Annotated in this window: 15 protein-coding genes; 9 read left to right on the top strand and 6 right to left on the bottom strand. The window is 68.7% G+C overall.

The window, feature by feature from the left end; all coding sequences use genetic code 11:
• Positions 1 to 26 precede the first annotated feature (26 nt).
• Positions 27 to 1,460: a glycogen synthase GlgA gene (gene glgA / locus DSM104443_RS10620; RefSeq protein ID WP_171092030.1), complete on the bottom strand. Its 1,434-nt coding sequence runs from the start codon at positions 1,458 to 1,460 to the stop codon at positions 27 to 29.
• Positions 1,461 to 1,592: 132 nt separating this feature from the next.
• On the opposite strand from glgA, the gene glgC reads away from it, so the two are divergent.
• The 7 genes from glgC to treY are packed head-to-tail and all read left to right on the top strand — an operon-like array spanning position 1,593 to position 18,734.
• On the top strand, positions 1,593 to 2,846 hold the full coding sequence (gene glgC / locus DSM104443_RS10625) for a glucose-1-phosphate adenylyltransferase (protein WP_171096392.1): 1,254 nt from the start codon (positions 1,593 to 1,595) through the stop codon (positions 2,844 to 2,846).
• Entirely contained in the window at positions 2,843 to 4,735 is a 1,893-nt protein-coding gene (gene glgB, locus DSM104443_RS10630; RefSeq protein WP_171092032.1) for a 1,4-alpha-glucan branching protein GlgB, read from the top strand. Before glgC ends, glgB begins: the two co-directional genes overlap by 4 nt.
• The gene (locus tag DSM104443_RS10635) at positions 4,732 to 6,702 is read left to right on the top strand and encodes an alpha-1,4-glucan--maltose-1-phosphate maltosyltransferase (protein WP_212757105.1); all 1,971 of its coding nucleotides are present in this window, start codon (positions 4,732 to 4,734) and stop codon (positions 6,700 to 6,702) included. Before glgB ends, DSM104443_RS10635 begins: the two co-directional genes overlap by 4 nt.
• A gap of 2 nt (positions 6,703 to 6,704) precedes the next feature.
• Entirely contained in the window at positions 6,705 to 10,019 is a 3,315-nt protein-coding gene (gene treS, locus DSM104443_RS10640) for a maltose alpha-D-glucosyltransferase (protein WP_212757108.1), read from the top strand.
• Complete coding sequence (gene glgX / locus DSM104443_RS10645; protein WP_212757110.1) at positions 10,016 to 12,157, top strand: glycogen debranching protein GlgX; 2,142 nt, start codon at positions 10,016 to 10,018, stop codon at positions 12,155 to 12,157. Before treS ends, glgX begins: the two co-directional genes overlap by 4 nt.
• Entirely contained in the window at positions 12,154 to 13,965 is a 1,812-nt protein-coding gene (gene treZ / locus DSM104443_RS10650; protein WP_246232838.1) for a malto-oligosyltrehalose trehalohydrolase, read from the top strand. The genes glgX and treZ overlap by 4 nt, the downstream gene beginning before the upstream one ends.
• Entirely contained in the window at positions 13,962 to 18,734 is a 4,773-nt protein-coding gene (gene treY / locus DSM104443_RS10655; protein ID WP_212757112.1) for a malto-oligosyltrehalose synthase, read from the top strand. Before treZ ends, treY begins: the two co-directional genes overlap by 4 nt.
• On the opposite strand, the gene DSM104443_RS10660 is transcribed toward treY, so the two are convergent.
• The 3 genes from DSM104443_RS10660 to ligD are packed head-to-tail and all read right to left on the bottom strand — an operon-like array spanning position 18,691 to position 21,706.
• On the bottom strand, positions 18,691 to 19,872 hold the full coding sequence (locus tag DSM104443_RS10660; RefSeq protein ID WP_171092038.1) for a hypothetical protein: 1,182 nt from the start codon (positions 19,870 to 19,872) through the stop codon (positions 18,691 to 18,693). The genes treY and DSM104443_RS10660 overlap by 44 nt on opposite strands.
• Positions 19,869 to 20,093 (bottom strand): hypothetical protein, encoded by a 225-nt coding sequence (locus DSM104443_RS10665; protein WP_171092040.1) that lies wholly within the window; start codon positions 20,091 to 20,093, stop codon positions 19,869 to 19,871. Before DSM104443_RS10665 ends, DSM104443_RS10660 begins: the two co-directional genes overlap by 4 nt.
• Entirely contained in the window at positions 20,090 to 21,706 is a 1,617-nt protein-coding gene (ligD, locus tag DSM104443_RS10670) for a non-homologous end-joining DNA ligase (RefSeq protein WP_171092043.1), read from the bottom strand. Before ligD ends, DSM104443_RS10665 begins: the two co-directional genes overlap by 4 nt.
• Before the next feature lie 145 nt (positions 21,707 to 21,851).
• On the opposite strand from ligD, the gene DSM104443_RS10675 reads away from it, so the two are divergent.
• Together DSM104443_RS10675 and DSM104443_RS10680 are read left to right on the top strand one after the other, a co-directional pair.
• Positions 21,852 to 22,964, top strand: coding sequence for a Gfo/Idh/MocA family protein (locus DSM104443_RS10675; protein ID WP_246232841.1), 1,113 nt, complete (start codon positions 21,852 to 21,854; stop codon positions 22,962 to 22,964).
• A complete protein-coding gene (locus DSM104443_RS10680) occupies positions 22,961 to 24,055 on the top strand; it encodes a DNA topoisomerase IB (RefSeq protein WP_171092046.1) in 1,095 nt (364 codons plus the stop codon). Before DSM104443_RS10675 ends, DSM104443_RS10680 begins: the two co-directional genes overlap by 4 nt.
• A gap of 4 nt (positions 24,056 to 24,059) precedes the next feature.
• On the opposite strand, the gene DSM104443_RS10685 is transcribed toward DSM104443_RS10680, so the two are convergent.
• Positions 24,060 to 24,764 (bottom strand): hypothetical protein, encoded by a 705-nt coding sequence (locus DSM104443_RS10685; RefSeq protein WP_171092048.1) that lies wholly within the window; start codon positions 24,762 to 24,764, stop codon positions 24,060 to 24,062.
• Between the two features lie 127 nt (positions 24,765 to 24,891).
• Positions 24,892 to 26,025, bottom strand: coding sequence for a hybrid sensor histidine kinase/response regulator (locus DSM104443_RS10690; RefSeq protein ID WP_212757114.1), 1,134 nt, complete (start codon positions 26,023 to 26,025; stop codon positions 24,892 to 24,894).
• Between the last annotated feature and the right edge of the window lie 5 nt (positions 26,026 to 26,030).

Below are 26,030 nucleotides of genomic sequence, written 5' to 3' on the forward strand. Positions count from 1 at the left end.
CCGGGCAATGAAGTGGTCTGACCCCTTTATTCATGCAGTGACGAATAGAGGTCGGCGTAGCGCCGGGCGCTCGCGTTCCACGAGAAGTCGCGCGCCATGCCGGCGCGCTGGATCGTCCTCCAGGCATCGCGTGACTTGAAGATCTCCAGCGCCTGCGTGATGCACGCGAGCAATGCGTCGGGCGTGGGATCGCGAAAGGCGAAGCCCGTGCCTTTCCCCGTCGCCGCATCGTAGGGAACAACCGTATCAACCAGGCCGCCCGTGGAACGGACGACGGGCACCGTCCCATAGCGCTGGCTGTACATCTGGTTCATGCCGCAGGGCTCGAAGCGCGACGGCATGAGGAAGAGATCCGCACCCGCCTCGATCTGGTGGGCGAGCGATTCGTCGAACCCCACGTGCGCCGCGGCGAAGGAAGGCCGCGAGGCCACGAGCGCGCGGATAGCCTCTTCGAGATCCGCGTCCCCCGCACCCAGGAACACGACCTGCGCACCGAGCGACTCCAGCGCCGGCGCGATCGCGAGCACGAGGTCGGTGCCTTTCTGCTTGGCGAGCCGGCTCACCATGCCGAGCAGCGGCCCGTCGGAAGCCGGCAGGCCCATCCGTTCACGAAGCGCCGCGGTGTTCTCGCGCTTGGCGTCGAGACGATCCGCATCGAAGGTGCGCGCCAGGAAAGAGTCCTTCGAAGGATCCCAGGCCGCGGTGTCGATCCCGTTCACGATGCCGTGCAGGTTCCGCGCGCGGCTCCGGAGAATGCCCGCCATCCCCATGCCCTCCGCCTCGGTCTGGATCTCCGCGGCGTACGTCGGGCTCACCGTCGTGATCGCGTCGGCCGTCACGAGCCCGCCCTTCAGGAACGAGCAGCGGCCGTAGTACTCCAGCGAGCTCGCGAACGCCTCCGGAGGCAACCCGATCGCCGCGACCACGTCGGCATCGAAGAGCCCCTGGAACGCCAGGTTGTGGATGGTGACCACGCTCCTGGCGGCCGTCTTCGAGCCCGAATGCCGCAGGTAAACCGGCGCCATCGAAGCCTGCCAATCGTTGGCATGCACCACCGTTGGGCGCCACGGCGTGTCGGATTCCTCCGATGCAAGCCATGCAGCGGCGCGGGCAAGCTGTGCAAATCGCTTCGCGTTGTCGGGCCAATCCGAGCCGGTTTCGGTTTGATACGGCCCGCCCGGCCGCGCGTAGAGCGAGGGGCTTTGCAGCAGCAAGGCGGGAACGCCGTTGGGGAGCGTCGCTTCGGCGAGGCTCGCACCGGGCAGGCCGGCCGAGGGAGGCATCACCGCGATCGGGGCCGCAGGTGCGGGGGGCGTGGACGAGTACGCCGGCACCAGCACACGCACGTCCAGTCCCAGCTCGCGCAGTGCGTACGGCAATGAAGAGGAAACATCGGCGAGGCCACCGGTCTTACTCCACGGTGCGCACTCGGAAGTGACGAAAAGGACGCGCTCTGCCATCGGACGGTTTTACAACTCGAATTTGAACTTGTTTCCGGGAGGCGTTTGAAGATGGGAGGCCCCGCAATGAATCTTGCCGACCCGCAAGCGGGTTACGGACTCCACCGCCAGTATGTCGCGGACCGTCCGAGCATGGCGCACCTCGCGCGCCAGACGCTCACGATCGTCCTCGCCGGCGGCCGCGGCTCGCGCCTGGGCCCCCTCACGGACTGGCGGGCCAAGCCCGCGGTTCCCTTCGGCGGCAAGTTCCGCATCATCGATTTCGCGCTCTCCAATTGCCTGAACTCCGGCATCCGCCGCATCGGCATCGCCACACAATACAAGGCCCAGAGCCTCATCCACCATCTTCAACGCGGCTGGTCGTTCCTGGACGGGCGCTTCAACGAGTTCATCGAGCTCCTCCCCGCCCAGCAGCGCATCACCGCGGACTGGTATCGCGGCACGGCCGACGCCGTGCACCAGAACCTCGACATCCTCCGCCGCCACGGGCCGAAGCTCGTGCTGATCCTCGCCGGCGACCACATCTACAAGATGGACTACGCGCGAATGATCGACGAACACGTCTCGCGCCGCGCCGACATGACGGTGGGCTGCGTCGAAGTCCCGGTGGCCGAGGCGAGCGCCTTCGGCGTCATGGAAGTGGATGACCAGTTCCGCGTCACCGCCTTCCGCGAGAAGCCGAAGGACCCGAAGCCCATGCCGCATGACCCGAGCCGCGTGCTCGCCAGCATGGGCATCTACGTCTTCGGCGCGGAATTCCTCTACGAGCAGCTGATCCGCGATGCCGAGGACGAATCGTCGTCGCACGACTTCGGCACCGACATCATCCCGCGCCTCGTCGCCGCGAAAGGCAGCGTGTGGGCGCACCGCCTTCGCGACAGCTCCGTCCAGGTCACCGACGGCGAACCGTACTGGCGCGACGTCGGAACCATCGACGCCTTCTGGGACGCGAACATGGAATTGACGCGCGTCACGCCCGCGCTCGACCTCTACGACCAGGACTGGCCGATCTGGACCTACCAGGAGCAGCTCCCGCCGGCGAAGTTCGTCTTCGACGGAAGCGACCGGCGCGGCTCCGCGGTCGACTCCCTCGTCTCCGGCGGCTGCATCGTGAGCGGCTCCACCGTGCGGCAATCGCTCCTCTTCTCCAGCGTGCGCATCGAGGACTACTGCGAGGTCGAGGAGGCGGTGATCCTCCCGAACGTCGAAGTCGGCCGCGGCGCTGCATTGCGGCGCGTGGTCGTCGACAAGGGGGCGAAGATCCCGCCGAAGATGCGCATCGGCTTCGATCCCGTGGAGGACGCGAAGCGCTTCCACGTCACCGACAAGGGGATCACGCTCGTCACGCCCGAGATGCTGGGCCAGCAACTGCACCATTTGAAATGACCGGGCCCGCGCCGCACGTGCTCACCGAGCACGACATCTACCTCTTCCGCGAAGGCACGCACACGGGGCTGCACCACAAGCTCGGCTGCCATCTCGAAGGCGATGGCTCGGGCGGCGGGCACTTCGCGGTGTGGGCTCCGAGCGCGCAGTCGGTGAGTGTCGTCGGCGACTGGAACGACTGGCAGCCCGACGCGACCCCGATGGCGCCGCGCTGGGACGGCTCGGGCATCTGGGAGGTCCGCGATGCGGCCGTCGCGCGCGGCGAAGCCTATAAATTCCACATCGTCGCGAAGGACGGCTCGATCCACCAGAAAGCCGACCCGTACGCGGCCTTCTGCGAGCGTCCGCCGGCGACCGCCTCGCGCGCGTGGACGCTCGAATATCACTGGAGCGACGCAGCGTGGGTTGCCGATCGCGCGGCCCGCAACGCGCCCGACGCCCCGATGTCGATCTACGAGGTGCATCTCGGATCCTGGCGCCGCGAACGCGAAGGCGGCCTCCCCGGTTATCACGAGATCGCCGAGCCGCTCGCGAAGTACTGCGTCGGCCTCGGCTTCACGCACGTGGAGCTGATGCCGGTCACCGAGCATCCGTTCTACGGCTCCTGGGGTTACCAGACCACGGGCTACTTCGCGCCGACCGCGCGCTACGGGACGCCGCAGGACCTCATGCATTTCGTCGACGTGATGCATCGCCACGGCCTGGGCGTGATCCTCGACTGGGTGCCTTCGCACTTCCCGACCGACGCGCACGGCCTCGCCCGCTTCGACGGCACGCACCTCTTCGAGCACGAGGACCCGCGCCAGGGCTTCCACCCCGAGTGGAGCAGCGCGATCTTCAACTATGGCCGGCACGAGGTGCGCGCCTTCCTGCTCTCCTCGGCCCACGCGTGGCTCGAGCGCTATCACCTGGATGGCCTGCGCGTCGATGCCGTGGCCTCGATGCTCTACCTCGACTACGCGCGCAAGTCCGGCGAGTGGATTCCGAATCCGCACGGCGGCAAGGAGAATCTCGAGGCGATCACGTTCCTGCGCATGCTGAACGAGTCGGTCGCGCGCGACCATCGGGGCACCTGCGTGATCGCGGAAGAATCCACGGCCTGGCCCGGCGTCACCCGCGACGGCGATACGGGGGGCCTCGGCTTCGCGATGAAATGGAACATGGGCTGGATGCACGACACGCTGCGCTTCTTCGGCAACGATCCCGTCCACCGCCGCTTCCACCACGACGCCCTCACCTTCCCGCTCTGGTACGCGTTCAACGAGCGCTTCGTCATGCCGCTCTCGCACGACGAAGTGGTCCACGGCAAGGGCTCGCTCATCACGCGCATGCCCGGCGACAAATGGCAGAAGCTCGCGAACCTGCGCCTGCTCCTCGGCTGGATGTGGGCGAGCCCGGGCAAGAAGCTGCTCTTCATGGGCGGCGAGATCGGCCAGGAGCGCGAGTGGAGCCACGAACGCGAGCTGGACTGGGGCCTGCTCCAGGATCCCGGTCACGCGGGCCTTTCGCAATGGGTGGCGGATCTCAACCGGCTGATGCGCGAGGAGCCGTCGCTCCACGCGCGCGACTTCGATCCCCAGGGCTTCGCGTGGATCGATTGCTGCGACGTCGAGAACAGCATCGCCTCGATGGTGCGCACGGCACCGGATTCGAAGCCGGTCGTCGTCGTGTGCAACTTCACGCCCGTCGTCCGGCATGACTATCGCATCGGCGTGCCATTGGGCGGCCCGTGGATCGAACGGCTGAACGGCGATGCCGGCATCTACGGCGGCAGCGATGTCGGCAACCTTGGCCGCGTCGAAGCCGCGGAAGAACCGCGCCACGGCCGTTCGCACAGCATCGCGCTCACCCTGCCGCCCCTGGCAGCCCTCTTCCTCACGCCCGCATGAACGCGCCCGAGCAGCGGCAGTCGGTCGAGTTCGCACGCGTGGCGATCGAATCCGTCACGCCCAGCGTGGACGGCGGGCGCTTCGCCGCGAAGCGGATCGTCGGCGACGATGTCGTGGTCCGCGCCGCGGCGTATGCGGACGGCCATGATCGCCTTGCCTGTGCGCTGCGCGTTCGCCACGACTCGGCCACGGCGTGGACCGAAGTGCCGATGACGCCGCTGGGCAACGATCTCTGGGAAGCCACGTTCGTCGCCGAGCGCCTCGGCATCTGGCACTACGCCGTGCATGGCTGGATCGATCCGCTCGCCACCTGGCGCGAGCAGTTCGAGCGCCGCACGAACGAGGACGACATCCGCCGCGCGGCCCACCTCGGCGCGGAATATGCGCGCGTGGCGGCCGCGTGTGCCGACACCGGCGATCGCGAGCGCCTGGTCGAATGGGCCGAGCTCCTGGAAAACCAGCACGACCTCGTGAAGCTGAGGATGATCGCCCTCGACGGGGAGCCGTTCGAGATCGCACGTCGTCATGCGGCGCGGCCGGGCGTGTCTCAGTCGGCCGAGTTCCGGCTCGTGGTCGAGCGCGCCCGCGCCCGCTTCGGCGCGTGGTACGAGCTGTTTCCACGCTCGTATTCGAGCGTGCCCGGCCAGCACGGCACCTTCGCCGACGTGGAGCGCCAGCTCGATCGCCTCGCGCGCCTCGGCTTCGACGTGCTCTATCTCCCGCCGATCCATCCCATCGGCCGCGTGCACCGCAAGGGCCGCGACAACACGCGCACCTCGCAGCCCGGCGAGCCCGGCAGCCCGTGGGCCATCGGCTCGGCCGAAGGCGGCCACAAGGCCACGCATCCCGAGCTGGGCACCCTCGCCGACTTCCGCCACCTGCTCGAGGCCGCCCGCGAGCGCAACATCGAGATCGCGCTCGACCTCGCCTACCAGTGCGCGCCCGACCATCCCTACGTCGAGGCCCATCCCGAGTGGTTCCGCCGCGCGCCCGACGGCACCATCCAGTACGCCGAGAACCCGCCCAAGAAGTACGAGGACATCTATCCCTTCGACTTCGAAAGCCCCGATGCGCGCGAGCTCTGGCTCGAGCTCTACTCGGTCGTCGCGTTCTGGATCGGACAGGGCGTGCGCATCTTCCGCGTCGACAATCCGCACACGAAGCCCTTCGCCTTCTGGGAATGGATGATCGGCGAGGTGCGGCAGCGCCACCCGCAGGCCATCTTCCTTTCGGAAGCGTTCACGCGGCCGCACGTGATGCACCGGCTGGCCAAGCTCGGCTTCTCCCAGTCGTACACCTACTTCACGTGGCGCAAGACCGCCAAGGAGCTCACGCAATACTTCACCGAGCTCTCGCAAGGGCCGGGCCGCGACTACTTCCGCCCCAACGTCTGGCCCAACACGCCCGACATCCTTCCCTATCACCTGCACTACGCACCGCCCGGGATGTTCCAGGTCCGCTTCCTGCTCGCCGCCACGCTGGCCGCCACCTACGGCCTCTACGGTCCGGCCTTCGAGCTGGGCGAGAACCAGCCGCGCGACCGCGACGGCGAGGAGTACGCCGATTCCGAGAAGTACGCGCTGAAGTCCTGGGACCTCACCGCGGCCGGCCCGCTGGAAGCGCTGATGGAGCGCGTGAACCACATTCGCAGGCAGCATCCCGCGCTGCAATCCGATGGCAGCCTCGCTTTCCATCCCGCCGACAACCCGCACTTTCTTGCCTACTCGAAGCGCGCCGGCGACGACGTGATCCTCGTCGTGGTGAACCTCGACGCGAAGCTGCCGCAAAGCGGCTGGGTGACCCTCGATCCCGAGGCGCTGGGCTTCGAGGCCGATGCGTCGTTCGAAGTGCATGACCTCCTCGACAACGCGAAGTACGCGTGGCGAGCCGGCCGCAACTACGTGCACCTCGATCCCGAGAAGGCCGTGGCCCATCTCTTCGCGGTCACGCCGCTCGCGGGAGCCTGACCATGGACATGCGCACCACGGCCGCCACCGATGCCACCGCACAGGCCCTGGCCGACTGGGATAACCCGACCTGGTACATGGACGCCGTCGTCTACCAGGTGCACGTGAAGGCGTTCTTCGACTCGAACGACGACGGCATCGGCGACTTCAAGGGCCTGGCCCAGAAGCTGGACTACATCCGCGACCTCGGCGTGAACACGATCTGGGTGATGCCGTTCTATCCCAGCCCGCTGCTGGACGACGGCTACGACGTCGCCGACTACGAGGGCGTCCACCCGCCCTACGGCACCCGCGAGGACTTCAAGGCGTTCGTGGACGGCGCGCATGAGCGCGGGCTGCGCGTGATCACGGAGCTGATCGTGAACCACACGTCGGACCAGCACCCGTGGTTCCAGGCGGCCCGCAACGCTCCGCGCGGCAGCCCCAAGCGCAACTACTACGTCTGGAGCGACGATCCGAACAAGTTTGCCGGCACGCGGATCATCTTCACCGACACCGAGTCGTCCAACTGGGCGTGGGACCCGGTCGCGCAGCAGCACTACTGGCACCGCTTCTTCAGCCACCAGCCCGATCTCAACTTCGACAACCCGCACGTGGTGAAAGCGGTGCTTCGCACGATGCACTTCTGGCTCGACATGGGCGTGGACGGCTTCCGGCTCGACGCCATCCCGTATCTCGTCGAACGCGAGGGCACGAGCAACGAGAACAACCCCGAGACGCACGCGGTCATCAAGCAGATCCGCGCCGACCTCGACAAGCACTACGTCGGCAAGCTGCTCCTTGCCGAGGCGAACATGTGGCCCGAGGACGTGCGCCAGTACTTCGGCGAGGGCGACGAATGCCACATGGCCTACAACTTCCCGCTGATGCCCCGGCTCTACATGTCGATCGCGTTGGAGGACCGGCACCCGCTGGTGGAGATCCTCGCCCAGACTCCGGCCATCCCCGAGGGCTGCCAGTGGGCGATCTTCCTGCGTAACCACGACGAGCTCACGCTCGAGATGGTCACCGACCGCGAGCGCGACTACATGTACGGCATCTTCGCGTCGGACCCGCGGATGAAGGTGAACGTGGGCATCCGCCGGCGTCTCGCGCCGCTGATGGAGAACGACCGCGAGAAGATCGAGCTCATCACCTTCCTGCTGATGACGCTGCCCGGGGCGCCGATCCTCTACTACGGCGACGAAATCGGCATGGGCGACAACATCTACCTGGGCGACCGCAATGGCGTGCGCACGCCCATGCAGTGGAGCCCGGACCGCAACGCAGGCTTCTCGCGCGGCGACCCGCAGCGCCTCTTCCTGCCGCCGATCATGGATCCGGTCTACGGCTTCCAGGCCGTCAACGTCGAAGCGCAGCTGCGCAGCACCTCCTCGTTGCTGCAATGGACACGCCGCTTGATCGCGATGCGCGCCCGGCATCGCGCGTTCAGCCGCGGTTCGCTCACGTTCCTCGAGCCCGGCAACCGCCGCGTGCTCGCGTTCGTGCGCGAGTTCGAGGGCGAGCGCCTGCTGGTCGTCGTGAACCTCGCGCGCACCAGCCAGGCCGTGGAGCTCGACCTCTCGCGCTACGAGAAGCTGGTGCCGGTCGAAGCGCTCGGGGGTGAATCCTTCCCGCCGATCGGCAAGCTCCCTTATCTGCTCACGTTGCCCGGCTACGGCTACTTCGCGTTCCGCCTCGATGCGGAAGCGAAGCCGCCCACGTGGCACTCGGACAAACTCCTCGATCGGAGGCTGCCCGTGCTGGTGCTCGCCGCCGACTGGCAGAAGGCGCTCGCGGCGAAGAGCACGGACCTGAAGGCCATCTTCCACGACGTCACGCACGAGAAGCTGCGCGACACGGTGCTGCTGCCCTGGCTCACGACGCGCCGCTGGTTCGCGGCCAAGGACGGCCAGGTCCGCGACATCCGCTTCGCCTCGGTCGACGAATGGAAGACCGATGAGGGCTCGTGGTGGCTCGCCTTCCTCGAAGCGGAGCTCGTATCCGGAGAGAAGCAGACCTACTTCGTGCCGCTCGCCATCGAGTGGGAGACGCGCGACGTGGATCCCGTGGAGAAGATGGGCGAGCACAGCTTCGCCAAGGTGCGCCGCAAGGACCGCGTCGGCGTGCTGTACGGCGCGTTCGGCAACCCGGAGTTCGCGCGGGCGATCGCGCGCGCCGCCTTGCGCGGCGACGAGGTCAAGGCGGGCGGCGGGACGCTGCGCTTCTCGTCCACGGCGGCGCTCGCACCGCTCGAGGGCTCGATCGGCGAAGAGGTCCGCATCGCGCCGCTCGACCAGAGCAACACGAGTGCCTTCCTCGGCAGCGCGCTGTACCTCAAAGGCTATCGCCGCGTGAGCCCTGGCGTGAACCCCGAGCTGGAGATCGGCCGCTTCCTCGCCGAGGCGTCTCCGTACGCGCACACGCCCCCGCTCGTCGGCGCCATGGAAGTGGTGAAGGACAAGGAGCGGACGACGCTCGCGATCCTCCAAGGCTACGTGGAGAACCAGGGCGACCTGTGGACCGCCGCGCTCGCCTTCCTCGACCGGCTGCTCGCGGTGGAAGCGACGGACGGCGAGACGCCGCCCACGGCTCCGCTACCCGAGATGGGCATGGAGCTGCTCGGCCAGCGCGTGGCGGAGCTGCATCGCGCGTTCGGGAAGAAGACCGGCAACAAGGCGTTCGACCCGGAGCGCGTCACGGCGAAGGAGATTCAGGCCTGGCGCGAGGACGTGCTGCGCGAGGCGCGCGCGACGTTCGACTCGCTGGCCACCGCCGTGGACTCGCTGCCGGCCGCGGTGCAGCCCCTGGCGCGGGAGGCACTCGGAGCGCGTGACGCATACATCGGCCGCATCGAGTCGCTGGACCTACCCGACGGCGCGTTCGACAAGACGCGCTATCACGGCGACCTCCATCTCGGACAAGTGCTGCTGGCGAAGAACGACCTCGCCATCGTCGACTTCGAAGGCGAGCCCGCACGACCGCTGGGCGAGCGCCGCCGCAAGCACAGCGTGCTGCGCGACGTGGCCGGCATGCTTCGCTCGATCCGCTACGCGTCGCACGCCGCGGGGCTCAAGCCTCCGGCGCTGCACCACCCCGAGCAGAGCGCGCAGCGCCTGGCGCGCTGGGTGGACGAGAGCAGCGCCACGTTCCTGCGTGGCTATCGCGCGGCGGCGAACGGCCTTTCTTCCGTCCCGAAAGACGAAACGGCCTTCACCGCCCTCCTCGACCTCTTCGTGGCCGAGAAGGCGCTGTACGAGCTTCGCTACGAGATGTCCCATCGGCCCGGATGGATCGCCATCCCGCTCCGCGGCCTCCTCGAATGGACACGACCATGAACGCACCCGAACGCGCACCCGTCTCCGAGCCTCCCCTGCTGCGTCCCGGATCGCCGCACCCGCTGGGCGCGACGTGGGATGGCGAGGGCGTGAACTTCGCCATCTTCTCCGACCATGCGGAGGGGATCGACCTTTGCCTCTTCGACGAGAAGGGAAAGCGCGAGCTGCAGCGCATCGCGCTCACCAGCCGCACGGGCGGCGTGTGGCACGGCTACTCGCCGCAGTGCCGGCCCGGCCAGCTCTACGGCTTCCGCGCCCACGGGCCGTACAAGCCCGACGAAGGCCACCGCTTCAATCCGAACAAGCTGCTGCTCGATCCGTATGCCCGCTGCATCGCCGGTACCGTGCGCTGGAGCGACGCGCTCTTCGGCTACAAGCCCGGCGACGAGCAGGAAGACCTCTCCTTCGACTCGCGCGACAGCGCGCACGGCATGCCCAAGTGCCGCGTCATCGACTCCGCGTTCACATGGGGCACGGACCGGCCGCCGAAGACACCGCTGTCCGAGACCGTGCTCTACGAGCTGCACGTGGCGGGATTCACGAAGCAGCATCCGGATGTTCCCGCAGGCCTGCGCGGCACCTACGCGGGCCTCGCCACGCCTCCGGTGATCGAGCACCTGAAGAAGCTCGGCGTCACCGCGGTCGAGCTGCTGCCGGTGCAGGCGTTCGTCGACGATCGTTACCTGGTCGAGAAGGACCTGCGCAACTACTGGGGCTATAGCACCATCGGCTACTTCGCGCCCGAGGCGCGCTACGGCGGAGCCGATCCCGTGAACGAGTTCAAGGCGATGGTGCGTGCCTTCCACTCCGCGGGCCTCGAAGTGATCCTCGATGTGGTCTACAACCACACCGGCGAGGGTAACCACCTGGGGCCGACGTTGAGCTTCCGCGGGCTCGACAACCACGCGTACTACCGCCTGCAGCCCGGCGACAAGCGCCACTACGAGGACTTCACCGGCTGCGGCAACTCCTTCGACCTGCGCGCCAAGAAAGGCCTGCAGCTCGTCACGGACTCGCTGCGCTACTGGGTCACCGAGATGCACGTCGACGGCTTCCGCTTCGACCTCGCGACGACGCTCGCACGGGAGAGCCCGCACTTCGACCGCGCCGGCGGCTTCCTCGACGTGATCGCGCAGGACCCGGTGCTCTCGACCGTGAAGCTGATCGCCGAGCCGTGGGACCTGGGCGATGGCGGCTACCAGGTCGGCGGCTTCCCGCCCGGCTGGTCCGAGTGGAACGACCAGTACCGCGACACGATGCGCGCCTACTGGAAAGGCGACGGCGGGCTGATCGGCGATTTCGCGCGCCGCATCACGGGCTCCTCCGATCTCTACGGCACGAAGGGACGCGGGCCGCTCGCGAGCGTGAACTTCATCACCGCGCACGACGGCTTCACGCTCCACGACCTGGTCTCGTACAACGAGAAGCACAACGAGGCCAACGGCGAGGAGAACCGCGACGGCAGCACCAACAACCTCTCCTGGAACCTCGGCGCCGAAGGTCCGACCGACGACGCGGGCATCAACAAGCTGCGCGAGCAGCAGAAGCGCAATTTCCTCGCGACGCTCTTCCTGTCCCAGGGCCTGCCCATGCTGCTGGGCGGCGACGAGATGGGCCGCACCCAGCACGGCAACAACAACGCCTATGCGCAGGACAACGAACTGGCGTGGGTGGACTGGACGCCAGGCGAGACGAGGCAACGGCTTGTCGAGTTCGTGGCGCACCTGTCGAAGCTGCGTCGCGAGCATCCGATCTTCCGGCGGCGCGAGTTCTTCCGCGGCCATGCGGATGGCGAGGGCCAGAAGGACATCGGCTGGCTGCAGCCCGGGGGCACCGAGATGACCGACGAGGAGTGGAGCAAGGACTTCGCGCGCTGCCTGGGCGTGCAGCTTTGCGGCAATGCGATCGAAGGGGTCGATGCGCACGGCCACCCGCTGCGCGACGCGAACTTCGTCGTGCTCTTCAACGCGCACGACGGCGCCATCGACTTCCAGCTCCCGCGTCCCGCCGAGGGCCACGGCTGGCATATCGATGTGGACACCGCGTCGGAGACCGGCACGCAGCGCGGCATCGCCGGCGCGGCGTACCCGCTGCAGGGCCGCTCGCTCGTGCTGCTGCGAGAGGCGCCCGGATCGTGAGGCGCTCGCACCCGATGCCCTTCGGCGCCGAGGTCGCGCAGGATGGTGTGGTGCGATTCCGCCTGTGGGCCCCGGCGGCGGAGCGCGTGTCCGTCGCCTTCCCCGCCGAGCCCGAGCGCCACGCGCTCGACATGCGCCGCTTCGAGGATGGCTGGTTCGAAGCGCGCCGTTCCGGCATTCCCGCCGGCACGCGCTACGCCTATCGCATCGACGGCCGCGATCCCGTGCCCGACCCCGCGTCGCGCTTCAATCCGGCCGACGCCCTGGGCCCCAGCGCGCTCGTCGATCCGCGCACCTTCACGTGGACCGATGGCGATTGGGCGGGACGCCCATGGCACGAGGCCGTGGTCTACGAGCTGCACATCGGGACCTTCACGCCATCCGGCACCTTCCGGGGCGCAATGGATCGGCTCGGCGCGCTGGCCGATCTGGGCGTCACGGCGATCGAGGTGATGCCGGTCGCGGATTTCCCGGGCATGCGCAACTGGGGCTACGACGGCGTGCTGCCCTTCGCGCCAGACGCCGCGTACGGGACGCCCGACGACTTCAAGGCCTTCGTCTGCGCGGCCCACCGGCTGGGACTCATGGTGCTGCTGGACGTCGTCTACAACCACTTCGGTCCCGAGGGCAATCACCTCGCGCAGTACGCGCCGGGCTTCTTCAACGCGGAGCACGAGACGCCCTGGGGTGCCGCGATCAACTATGACGCGGAGGGCAGCCGCCCGGTGCGCGACTTCTTCGTGCACAACGCGCTCTATTGGGTGGAGGAGTTCCACCTCGACGGTCTTCGCCTCGACGCCGTGCATGCCATCGTCGACGATTCGCCCACGCACCTGCTCTCGGAGATCGCCACGGCCCTTGCGGAGGGACCGGGGACGCGCCGCTACGTGCACCTGGTGCTCGAGAACGACCGCAACGAATCGCGCTGGCTCGCGAACGGCCCGACCATGCCCTGCCCCGCCTCGGCGCAGTGGAACGACGACTTCCACCACGCGATGCACGTGCTCGTGACGGGCGAGTGCGAGGGTTACTACGGCGACTACGCCGACGATCCCGCCCGCCATCTCGCGCGCAGCCTCGCCGAAGGCTTTGCCTACCAGGGCGAAGCGTCGCCGCACCGGAAGGGCGAACGCCGCGGCGAACGCTCCGCGCACCTTCGCCCCACGGCCTTCGTGAACTTCCTGCAGGACCATGACCAGGTGGGCAACCGCGCGATGGGCGAACGCCTGGCGCAGCTCGCACAACCGGAAGCGTTGCGCTTGGCCGTGGCCACCCTGCTGCTGGCACCCGCGATCCCGATGCTCTTCATGGGCGAGGAGTTCGCCGCCGGCTCGCCCTTCCTCTACTTCTGCGACTACCGCGGAGCGCTCGCGGATGCCGTACGCGAAGGACGGCGGCGCGAGTTCGCGGCCTTCGAGCGTTTCGCGGACCCGCAAGCGCGCGAGCGGATCCCCGATCCCAACGCGCCCGGCACCTTCCGCATGTCGCACCTCGACTGGAGCGAGATCGACACGCCGCCGCACGCCGAATGGCTGGCCCTGCATCGCGAGCTCCTGTCGCTTCGCCGCCTCGCGATCGTTCCGCATCTCGCCGCCCCCGGCGCCCGGGGCACGTATCGCACGCTGGCTCGAGGCGTGGCGGTGGATTGGACGTTCGGCAACGGAACGCTGCTTTCGATGCGCGCCAACTTCTCGGACTCACCGTTGGGCGGCATGCCGCCCGTGAGCGGCTCGCCCCTCTTCGAGACCGGGCCGGGCGTGCAGCCGGAGGCACTCCCGCCGTGGGGAGGCGTATGGACGATCGGGTGAGGACGCCCGGCCCGCACGACGAGCTCCTCGAGCAGCACGGCATCGAGCCCGGTTACCACGACGTCTTCGGGACATGGCATGCCACGCCGGAAGAAACGGCGCGCATCCTCGCCGCGGCGATGGGCCCCGCGTCCGCGCCTCCGGAATGGATCGAGCCCGTGCACGTGCTGCGCCGAACGCAATTCGCCGAGGGCATTCCGCTCCACGGCGTGTACGGCCCGGGCCTGCGCTGGCGCATCGTGGAGGAGGAAGGCGGCACGCACGAAGGCGATGTCGGCGGCGCTGGCATCGCCGTCCCGGGCGCCATTCCCGACGGCTATCACCGCGTGGAGCTGGAGCTCGCCGGCGAGCGCGTCGCCGAGGCGGTGCTCATCGTCGTGCCCGAGTGCTGCTACCAGCCTGCGGCGCTTGCGCAGGACGGACGTCCCTGGGGCGTGTCCGTGCAGCTCTACGGCGTTCGCTCCGGGCGCAACGCGGGCATCGGCGATTTCACCGACCTCGCGAATCTCGCCACCACGTGGGGCACGCGCGGCGCGGCCGTCGTCGGGACGAACCCCCTGCATGCGCTGGCGGTGAGCGACACCGGAGGCAGCCCCTACAGCCCGTCCTCGCGCCTCATGCTGAACGGACTGTATGTGGACATCGAGGCGGTCGACGAATACGCGGCGTGGAAGGAGTCGCAGCCCGCGGCGTGTGCGCGGTTCGCCGCCTCGGCCGCCGAGCTTCGCGAATGCGTGCTGGTGGACTATGCCGCGGTGTCCGGTGCGAAGTACCCGGCGCTGGAAGGCCTCTATGCCGTCTATCTCCAACGCCACGGCGGCCGTGCGAGCGCGCGCGAACGGGAGTTCGAGGCGTTCCGCCGCAAGGGTGGCGACGCGCTTCGCCTCCATGCCCTCTTCTGCGCGATCGAGGAAGTGCACGGCCCCGACAGCTCGCGCTGGCCCGCGCCGTTCGCAAGTCCGGGCACGGAGGAAGTACGCGACTTCGAGCGCGACCATGCCGACCGCGTCGGCTTCCACGCGTACGTCCAATGGCAGTGCGCGACGCAGCTCTCGCTCGCCGCGCGGCGTGCCCGCGAGTCCGGCATGGCGCTCGGGCTCTACGCGGATCTCGCGGTATCCGTCGCACGCGGCGGGTCGGAGGCCTGGGCGAACCGCGAGGCGTACGCGATCGAGGCGAGCGTCGGTGCCCCGCCGGACGAGTTCAATCCGCGCGGCCAGGCCTGGGGCCTGCCTCCGCTCGTGCCCGCGCGCCTGCGCGAGCTCGGCTATGCGCCGTTCGTCGCGACGCTGCGCGCCAACATGGCGAATGCCGGCGCGCTTCGCATCGACCACGTGATGGGGCTCTCGCGCCTGTGGTGGGTGCCCGAAGGCCACGAGGCGACCGACGGCGCCTACGTCCGCTACCCCCTCGAGGACCTGCTGGGCATCCTCGCGCTCGAGAGCCACCGCAACCGCTGCCTCGTGATCGGCGAGGACCTGGGCACCGTGCCGACCTCGTTGTCGGAGCGGCTGCAGCGCGCGAACGTCCTTTCCTATCGCGTCATGCTCTTCGCTCGCGGCGACAAGGGCTTCACGCCACCCGCGGATTATCCGCGCTACGCGCTCGTCGGATGGTCCACGCACGACCTGCCCACGCTCGCCGGATGGTGGAAGCGGTCGCAGCAGCCCGATCGTGAGGCCCTCGTCGCCGCGCTTCGCGAAGCGGGGCTCATGAAGGACGGGCGTGAGGCCACGGCCCGCCGCCTGCCGCCTGCGATCGCCATCGGCGTGCACCGCCTCCTCGCCCGCACCCCCTCGGCGCTGATGCTCATGCAGATGGAGGACGTGCTCGGCGTCGAGGAGCAGGCCAACGTGCCCGGTCCCGCGAGCGGACAACCGAACTGGCGCCGGCGGCTGCCGGTGGCGCTGGAGGCCCTGGACACCGATTCGCGGGTGCGGCGCCACGCCCGCGCCATGGCGAAGGAGCGGGGAGTGCCCGCGAAATCCGCAAACCGTCCTGCCGGAGCGCGCATTCCGCGCGCCACGTATCGCCTGCAGCTTCACAAGGACTTCACGTTCCGAGACGCGACGGCACTGGTCCCCTACCTCGACCGCCTTGGCGTGAGCCACGTCTACTGCTCGCCCTTCCTTCGCGCTCGCGCCGGGAGCACGCACGGCTACGACATCGTCGACCACGAGTCGCTGAACCCTGAGATCGGAACGCGCGCGGATCTCGAGGCGTTCTCGGCGGCGCTGCGGCAGCGCGGCATGGGAATGCTCGTGGACATCGTGCCCAACCATATGGGCGTGATGGGCGCGGACAACGGCTGGTGGATGGATGTCCTGGAGAACGGCCCGGCGTCTCCGTACGCGGGCTTCTTCGACATCGCGTGGGATCCGCTCGCCGCGCATCTCGCCGGCCGCGTGCTGGTCCCGCTGCTGGGCGACCACTACGGGCGCGAGCTCGCGGCGGGCAAGCTCGAGCTGCGCTACGAAGCGGAGTCCGGGACGTTCGCGATCCAGTACGCCGAGCATCGCCTGCCGCTCGATCCGCGAACGTATCCGCTGCTCTTTGCCGAGCCCGTGCCCCATTCGGGCCTGGCCGCTTTGCTCGAGCGCTTCGGTTCCCTCGCCGAGCGGAGCCTGCTGCCGCCCGATGCGATCGCCACGCGCCACGAGAACGCGCGCACGGCCCAGCGCGACCTCGCGCGGCTCACGGCCTCCGATGAAACAGCGCGAACGTGGGTGGAGGGTGCGATCGCGGCCCATGCGGTGCGGCCGGGCGATGACGCCGCCGCGGCCCGGCTCGACGCGCTGATCGAGGCACAGGCGTGGCGGCCCGCGTACTGGCGCGTCGCCGGCGACGAGATCAACTACCGGCGCTTCTTCGACATCAACGGCCTCGCGGCGCTGCGCCAGGAGAACGAGGCGGTGTTCCAGCGTACCCACCGGCTGGTGCTCTCGCTCGTTCGCGACGGCATCGCGGACGGCCTGCGCATCGACCACCCCGACGGCCTGCTCGATCCGCGCCAGTACCTCGAGCGCCTGCAGCGCGCGGCGGGAAAGCCCGTCTACGTGGTGGTCGAGAAGATTGTGGCGCCGCACGAGAGCCTGCCGCGCGACTTCGCCGCGCACGGCACGACCGGCTATCGTTTCGCCAACGTTGTGAACGGCCTCTTCGTGGACGAATCGGCACGCGGTGCGATGACGCGGACGTACGAAGCGTTCACCGGCGAGCGCGAGGATTTCCGCACGGTGGCGCGGCGGGCGCGCCGGCTGATCCTCCGATCCTCCCTCGCGGGCGAGCTGAACACCGCGGCGCAGGAGCTTTCGCGCATCGCGCTCGCCGACCGCGACACGCGCGACTACACCGCGGGGGCGCTTCGCGAAGCGCTGGCGGAAGTCATCGCCGCCTATCCCGTGTACCGGACGTACATCGCGGACGACGGCCCGTCGGAAGAAGACCGCGTGCACATCGCCTGGGCGGTGCGGCTCGCGCGTCGCGAGGCGCGGGCGGCCGACGCGACGATCTTCGATTTCATCGAGCGCCTGCTGCTCGGCGAAGCCTATGCGGCCGACGATCCGCGCCAGGGGACAGCGCTGCGCTTCGCGCGGCGGCTGCAGCAGCTCACCTCGCCCGTCATGGCCAAGGGCGTCGAGGACACGGCGTTCTACCGCTACAACCGGCTGCTCTCGCTGAACGACGTGGGTGGAGATCCGGAGGAGTTCGGCACGACGGTCACTCGCTTCCACCGCGCGAGCGCCCACCGGGCGCGCTACTGGCCGCACACGATGCTGGCCACCTCCACGCACGACAACAAGCGCAGCGAAGACGTCCGTGCGCGGCTCGACGTGGTGTCCGAGAACCCGGCCGCCTGGCGGCTGCACCTGCGGCGCTGGAGCCGCATGAACGCGGGCTACCACCACGACGCGGATGGCGTGAACGCCCCGTCGCGCAACGACGAGTACCTCCTCTACCAGACGCTGCTCGGCAGCTACCCGCTCGAAGCGGACGAAGCGAAACGCGCGGAGTATCCGAAGCGCATCGCCGCGTTCCTCGAGAAGGCGCTGCGCGAAGCGAAGGTGCACACGAGCTGGGCCAACGTGAACGAGCCGTACGAGACGGCGGTCAAGGCCTTCGCCGCGGCGGTGCTGAAGGACCGCGCCTTCCTCGCGGACTTCCGCCAGGTGCTGGAGCCCGTGGCGTGGATCGGGCGGCTGAACAGCCTCGCGATCGCCACCGTGAAGCTCACCTCGCCCGGCGTGCCCGACATCTACCAGGGCAACGAGATGCCTGACCTCTCGCTCGTCGATCCGGACAATCGCCGGCCCGTGGACTTCGCGGCACGGCAGGCGGCACTCGGCGCGCTCGACGCGGCTGCGCTGCCCGCGAGCTCGGATCCGCTCTCGAAGCTCTTCATCACGTCGCGCCTGCTGGCGCTCCGCCGTGAGCAGGAGGTTCTCTTCCGGGACGGCAGCTATGTCGCGCTTCGAGCAACGGGTACCAAGGCGCGGCATGTGCTCGCGTACGCGCGCCGCCACGAAGGCCAAGCGATCATCACCGTCGTTCCGCGGCTGATGTCACGGCTAGGAGTCGCGACGGGCGCGGAGCCGTGCGGCGAAGCGTTGTGGGGAGATACCGCGATCGCGCCGGCTTTCCTGGCGCGCGATGCGGCGTTGCTCAACAGGCTGACGGGCAGGACGGTCGCGCTTCGCGACGGTCAGCTTCGCGTGGCCGACGTCCTCAGTGATTCTGCAGTCGCGGTAATTTGGGCCGGGCGCCCGTGATCGCCTGCGCGTCCTGCACGGCGCGCGCGTAAGGCCCGTTCAGGCGGCGTTCGAGCTCGCCATCGGCTTGCGGGGCCAGCTCCCACAGCCCGCTCGAATGCCACAGCGCCGGGTTGTGGAGGTCGGGTCGGTCGATGATCGGCAGGCCGATGCCTTCGATGGGCACGCCCCGCGTGCGAGCCTCGCGCACTTCGGCCGCGATCTCCTTCACCCAGGCTCCGCGTTCGACGCCCACGTGGCCCGTCTCCGAGATCACCAGCGGTCGTCCGTAGCGCAGGTGGACGTTCTCCAGCAGCTCGGCGAGCGGCTTCCGGCGCGGGTCGTCGATGCGCCAGCCGAGCGGCTTGCCGCTGCCCAGCTCCCACTGGCTGCCCCAGAAGTAGTTCACGCCGAGGAGGTCGAGATACTTCGGATCGCCGCCGAGGTCGGGCTCGAGCTTGCCGGCGAACAAATCCCACGCGGCGAACTGGCGCTCGCAGAAATCCGCGGCCGCGCCCTGCAGCTCCGGTCGCCCGGCGGGTGCCACCACGTGCATCAGGGGATCGGTATGGAGGAAGCGCGCGCGCGGATCGACGGAGCGGATCGCGTCCATCGCCGCCATCGCGGCACGCACGAAGGCGCGCTTCAAGTCGGAGCCCTTGCCGCGCAGCGACGCTTCGGCGCGAATCTCGCCGCTGCTCACCGACCATGCGAGATACGAGAGCTCCTCGATCGGCGTGTACACGGGGACGGCGTCGCCATGATCGAGCAGGTAAAGCGCAACCGCACGTGCATAGCGTGCGAACGCCTCGGGAAACCGATCGGAGAGCGGATCGAGTCCTTCGGGCCAGCCGTAGTGGCAGAGCGTCCACGCCACTTGCAGGCCCTGGTCTCGCGCAGCGGCGACGCGCGCATCGAGCGAACGGAAGTCGTAGCGCCCCTGCCCGCGATCCACGAGGCGCCAGCCCACGGTCTCGCGCACGGTGCGGATGCCGAACTCGCGCAGGCGCGCATAGTCGACGGAAGCGAGCCGCGAGTGCTGCGTGAGGTCCGCGACCGAGCAGGGTTTCCCGCTCTGGTCGAGGTGGTCCGCGCCGTCGTAGCCGGCGATCCAGAAGGAACGCAGGGCCCGGCGCGGCGTGGAAGGATTTGCGCTCACGAGGAAATTCGTTCCGTGTTCGGCCGCACGACGCCGAGCGAAGCGTTCAGCGCATCGACGAGCGCGGAGCCCCCGCCGAGCAGCTGCTGCCAGGTGAATTCGGAGCCCTTGCGCTTGCCCTTGGGCGTGATGCGGATGCCCTCGGGCGACATCACGACGGTGTAGTCGTGGCCGTCCACGGAGATGGAGCGCTTGAGCGGTGCTGCGAGCGGCGTGATCATTTCGTATACCCCACGGATTTGAGCATTTTGGCGGTCACGCTTTGGCGGACCTGGAAGAAACCGGCCCACGGATCGCGCTTGCGTTGCAGGCGCGCGGGGACGTTCCGGACGTTGAAGTGGTCGAAGCGCACGTCCTTCGCGAGCTCCTCCCACGCAATAGGTGTCGCGACCGGCGCATTGGCTCGCGCGCGGATCGAGTACGCGGCCACGGCGGTGGCGCCCTCCCCGTTCCTCAGGTAGTCGACGAAGATCTTCCCGTCGCGCTTGGCCTTGGAGAGATTGGCGGTGAAGCGCTCGGGGAACGTGAAGGCGAGGCTCTCGGCGATCGAGCGCGTGAAGCCCTTCGCCGTGTCCCAGTCGAGCGTCGGGCGGATCGGCACCACGATGTGCAGCCCCTTGCCGCCCGTGGTCTTGAGGAAGCACTGGAGCCCGAGCTCCTCCAGCAGCGAGCGCACCAGGCGCACGGCTTCCACGAGCTCGCGGAAGGCGAGGTCGTCGTCGGGATCGAAATCGAAGACGAGGCGGTCGGGCTTGTCCAAGTGCTTCGCGGTCGAGCCCCAGGGATGCAGCTCGAGCGCTCCGGAGTTCAGCATCGCCACGACTGCGGTGGCGTTGTTGGCCATCATGTAGATGGCTTCACCCTTGCTCGTGGTGACCTGCACCGGCTTGATCGCGCGATGGATCTTGTCCGGCGCGTTCTTCTGGTAGAAGCACTCCTTGTTCCAGCCGTCCGGGCAGCGCACCAGCGTGAGCGGCCGGTCCTTCACGTGCGGGACGATCCAGTCCGCCACCGCTTCGTAGTAGCGCGCGAGCTGGAGCTTGGTGATGCCGGCGTCCGGATAGAGGAGCTTGCCCGGATTGCTCACGTCGACGCCCGCGACCTCCTCGGTCTGCGTGGTGGCGGTGCGCTTGCGGGTGCGCGACGCCGGAGCCTTCGCGGCGGGCGCCGGCGTCGAGGCCACGGCCGTGCGCTTGCGCGTCGGGCGAACCGCGCCTTCCGAGACGTTCTCGGCGACGGATTTCTTCGAGCTCCAGGTGCGATCGGCATCCCCGGCAATCGCCTCGATGCTGCGGCCCGTCGACACGCTGTCCGGAGCCGCCACGGTGATGCCGCCGTCGTGGGCGGGCTCGGCCGCGTCGTCGCGCTCCTTGATGAGGAGCCACGATTTCTCGCCGAACTTGGGGCTGCGCGTGCGCACCAGCGTCCAGCCGCCGTGGAGCTTCTTGCCGTGCAATTGGAATTTGAGCTTGCCCTTCTTGTAGCCGTCCTGCGGGTCGCCCACCGGCGCCCACGTGCCACGGTCCCAGAGCATCACCGTCCCGCCGCCGTACTGGCCCTTGGGGATCACGCCTTCGAACGTGCCGTATTCCACGGGATGGTCCTCGACATGCATGGCGAGGCGCTTGTCGTCCGGGTCCAGGCTGGGGCCCTTGGGGACCGCCCAGCTCAGCAGCACGCCGTCCAGCTCGAGGCGGAAGTCGTAGTGCAGGTGGCTCGCGGCGTGTTTCTGGATGACGAAACGCAGCCCCGAAGCCTTCGCGGGCGTGACTTCGCCCCGCGGCTCGGGCGTCACCTTGAAATCGCGCTTCTTCTGGTAGGTCTGGAGTCCCATGGCCTCTCCTAGTTTCCGGACGTGGGAGGGGGCGCCAATCGGAGTTGCGCCTACCACCGCGTCGGATGCGGACTACACCGCCATGGCACGGACATTGCGGCAGGCCCTGGCTCGGACGCCGTTGTCCGCCTCACCCGGAGATCGCATGGCTTCCCAATGGAAAACCAGTCCCGTCCGCTACGCGGTCGTGGGCCTCGGCTACATCTCGCAATCGGCGGTGCTGCCCGCCTTCGCGCACGCCAAGCGCAATTCCGTGCTGGCCGCCCTCGTTTCGGACGACCCGAAGAAGCTCGCGAAGCTGGGCCAGCGCTACCAGGTTTCCACGCGCATCGATTACTCCGCGTACGACGAGCTGCTGGACAGCGGCGCGATCGACGCCGTCTATATCGCGTTGCCCAATACCCTGCATCGCGACTACACCGAGCGCGCGGCGAAGCGCGGCATCCACGTGCTGTGCGAGAAGCCGCTCGCGGCCACCAGCGACGATTGCCGCGCGATGATCGAGGCCTGCGCCGCGGCGAAGGTGAAGCTGATGACGGCCTACCGGCTGCACTTCGAGCCCGCGAACCTGGCCGCCATCGAGGCGGTGCGCACCAAGATCGGCGAGCCGCGCTTCTTCACCTCGACCTTCGGCAACCCGGTGAAGGCGCCGAACATCCGGCTCTCGGCCGAGCTGGGCGGCGGCACGCTCTACGACATCGGCATCTACTGCATCAACGCCGCCCGCCATCTGTTCGAAGCCGAGCCCTACGAAGTCTTCGCCGCCACCGTGCACGGCAACGACCCGCGCTTCGACGAGGTCGAGGAATCCGCGGCGTGCGTGCTGCGCTTCCCCGGCGACCGGCTCGCGTCGTTCACCTGCAGCTTCGGCTCAGACGAGGAAGTGGTATTTCAAGTCGTGGGCACCAAAGGCCGCGTCGAGCTCGACCAGGCCTACGAGATCGCGATCGAGAAGACGCTCACCGTCGCCAAGGGCAGCAAGAAGCGCCCGCGCACGTTCAAGAAGAACGACCAGTTCGCCGCCGAGTTGCTGCATTTTTCGGACTGTGTCCTGACGGACCGCACGCCGATCGCGCCGGGCGAGGAAGGCCTGAAGGACCTCCTCGTGATCGAGGCGCTGTACGAATCGGCGCGCACCGGCCACCCGGTCACGCTCGAGGAGAGCGAGGCGCCGCCCGCTTTCAGCCGCAAGCAGGAGATCCGCCGTCCGCCGGTCCGGAAGACGCCGATGATCCACGCACGACCCCCGTCCGCGTGAGCCCGCTCGCCGCGACGCGCGGGCTTCGCTATGCCACCGATCGCGAGCCGGGACTTTCGCGCCATGCGCAGGGCGACGGCTTCGCCTATCGCAACGCCCGCGGCAAGGCGGTGCACGACGAGCGGACGCTGGAGCGCATCCGCTCGCTCGCGATTCCGCCCGCGTGGACCGACGTCTGGATCTGCCGCGATGCATCCGGGCACTTGCAGGCGGTGGGCCACGACGCGCGCGGCCGCAAGCAGTACCGTTACCACCCGATGTGGCGCGCCGAGCGCGAGGCCGGCAAGTACGATCACCTGAAGGCATTCGGCGAGCTGCTGCCGTCGATTCGCCGGCGTGTCGCTTCGGACCTGCGGTTACCGGGGCTTCCGCGCGAGAAGGTGCTGGCGACCCTCGTGCGCCTGCTCGACCGCACCGCGCTTCGCGTGGGTAACGAACGCTACGCACGCGACAACGGTTCCTACGGTCTCACGACGCTGCGCGGCCGGCACGTGAAGGTGAACGGCTCGCGCGTGGCATTCAGCTTCCGCGGCAAGGGCGGGAAGAACCAGGCCGTGGCGCTGGACGACGTGCGCCTCGCGAAGCTGGTGAGAAAGCTGCGCGACCTCCCCGGCCAGGAGCTCTTCCAGTACGTCGACGACACGGGCGCCGTCCGCGACATCGGGTCCTCGGACGTCAACGGGTACCTGCAGGAGATCTCGGGCGACGACGACGTGAGCGCGAAGGACTTCCGCACGTGGACGGCGAGCGTGCTCGTGGCGAACGCCCTCGCCGTCGCCGAGCGTCCCGAGACGCGCGCCTCGCTGAAGGAAGCGATCGAGTCGGCGGCGAAGTGCCTTGGCAACACGCCCACCATCTGCCGGAAGAGCTACGTGCACCCGTCCGTGATGGACACGCGGCTGTGGCTGGAGGCGCTGAACGCGCGCCGCAAGGTCCGTCGCTACCCGGGGCTGCGGCAGGACGAAGGCTTGCTGATGAGCGTGCTGGGCCTCGAGCGCGAGGCCCGCGCGAAGCCGCTTGCGGACGTGCTGAAAGCGTCGCTACGAGCGGCCGCCCGCAAGAAGGCGGAGGCGCCGCGCGCCGCCGCCTGAAGCATCAGGCTTTCGGCGGGTCGTACTTGCGCAGCGCCCAGCGCCCGTCGGGCACCTGGCCGAGCGCGAACATCTGCGCGTGTCCCTGGTAGGACACGACGTATTTCTTGCCGAACTCCACGGTCTTGATCACGTTCCAGTAGCAGTCGTTGATCTTCACGAGGAACTGGTTGCGCGCCGTCGCCGAGGCATCGAGCGTGCCCAGCAGCTCCGCGAGCGTGGTGGGCTTGCCGTCGGCGGTGACGAGGTGGATCTGCGTGTTGTCCGCCTCGAGCACGTCGTACCAGGGCTGGCCGAACGACGTGGGCGGCGGCGCCCGCATCGGCGTGCGTCCGCTGCGAAGGCGGCGAAGCAGCATCGAGCGCTCGATGCCCGAATCGGAAATGGTGTCGATCGCCCGTCCTTCGGCCTGGAGGATGCGCACCCACTCGACCACCTTGGAGGCGAACTCGATCTCCGAGGCCGTCGGTGCCTGCGCCATCAGCAGGTCCGGGTTTTCGTGGCGCAGGTGGTCGATCGCCGCGCTGATCGCCGAGGCGATCTGGGCCGCGGCCGCGACCGGCAGTCGCTGGACGGAGCCGTTGACCGCGACTTCCACCGTCGCATCGTCGAGGGTGGAAAGGCTCGCCACCGGTCCCTTGGAGCTCACTCGTGCCACGCCGTCGAATCGCTCGCTGACGTGGGCTTCCTGCCGCGCTACGTCACTCAATGCCGTCTCCCTGGTTGTCGGGTCGCTCGTAGGCATGTGCATAACTCCCTGATTTTGTGGACTTCATGGGAATGCGGGCGCATGCCGTCGCGTCATGGCGACAACACTCGCAAAAAACGCGCCGGTCCTACGTGGCGGAAGAACGCCGTGCCGTCCGGGGCAGCAGCGCGGTGAACGTGGTGCGTCGTTCGACGTTGGACTGGGCGGTGACGGTGCCGCCGTGCGCTTCGACGATCTCGCGAACGATGTAGAGCCCCAGCCCGAGCCCGTCGCCGCGCTTCGCCTCGCGCTGGACGCCGCGGAAGGGATCGAAGACGTGCGGAAGGATGGTCGGATCGATGGCGCCGGCGTTCTCCACCGCGAGGGTCACGGCGGAACGATCGCTGCCGTCGAGGCGAACGAGCACGGGTTCGCCCGCGGTGCCGTGCTGCAATGCGTTGCCGATGAGGTTCGAGGCCACCTGCGAGAGGCGCTCCGGATCCCAGCGGCCGGAGAGGTCCGCGTTTCGCTGCACGTCGATGCAGCGGGAAGGATGGAGCGCGCGTTGCTCATGCACCACGCGCTCGACGATGGCGCCGAGATCGGTGGCCACGGGCGCCACCGGGATGCCCCCAGCGAGGCGGGCTCTCGTGATGTCGAGGAGATCCTCGATCATCCGGCCCATGCGCCGTCCCGTCGCGACCATGCGCGCCCCGGTCTCCTGCACCATCGGCTCCTTGGAGCCCATCTGCAGCAGGTGCGCGGAATTGAGGAGCGCGCTGAGCGGGTTGCGCAGGTCGTGCGACAGCACGGCCATGAACATCTCGTTGAAGCGCAGCGCCTCGGTGCGCTCGCGAATCTCCTCGCGCAGCATCTGCTTTTGCCGATGCAGGTCGAAGAAGACCTCGGCCTTGTTGCGCAGGATGAACGGATCGATGGGCTTGTAGAGGAAGTCCACCGCCCCGCTCTCGTAGCCCTTGAAGAGGCGGTAGGGATCGCGCCCGCCGGCGGTCACGAAGATGAGCGGCACGTCGCGCGTGCGCTCGCTGCCGCGGATCAGCTCGGCCAGCTCGAAGCCGTCCATCTCGGGCATCTGCACGTCGAGGAAGGCGAGCGCCACGTCGTGCGCGAGCAACAGCTCCAGCGCCTCGGGGCCGGAGCGGGCGGTGAGGACTTCGACATCGTCGCGGCGCAGCAGCGCGGAGAGCGCGAGCAGGTTCTCGTCGAGGTCGTCGACCACGAGGCACTTCAGGCGGGGCAGCGTCTGGGGCATCGGTTCCATGCGAT

Source organism: Usitatibacter rugosus, from assembly GCF_013003965.1.
Lineage (GTDB): Bacteria > Pseudomonadota > Gammaproteobacteria > Burkholderiales > Usitatibacteraceae > Usitatibacter > Usitatibacter rugosus.